1 pseudogene is annotated in these 280 nt (G+C 52.1%); it reads right to left on the minus strand.

What is annotated here, in order from left to right:
* Positions 1–149 precede the first annotated feature (149 nt).
* A pseudogene (locus tag C2I19_RS20920) lies at positions 150–280 on the minus strand (IS5/IS1182 family transposase); the annotation flags it as partial.

Here is a 280-nt window from a genome sequence, read left to right on the forward strand (position 1 = left end):
CCGTTGAAAAACACGTCGATATTGCCCCAACCCATTTCCATATGAACAAAAATGGGCGGTTTCAGCGGGCAGAATGCCAATAAATCCGTTCTCTGCTTGGGTTTTCAGGCTGTTTGCCGGTTATCCGGCGATTTTGGGCGCAATACGCCCTATACATGCGATCCGCCCCAGCAACCGGACAGGTTGCCAATGCGGATCAGGTTATATGTCGCAAACGCTAAAAAAGTTTGCCCGGCCAGTTTGGCCCGGCCGATCAGTTTGGTTTTGCGAAGGCCTCCGA

It is taken from the genome of Chromobacterium alticapitis, from assembly GCF_002924365.1.
GTDB lineage: Bacteria > Pseudomonadota > Gammaproteobacteria > Burkholderiales > Chromobacteriaceae > Chromobacterium > Chromobacterium alticapitis.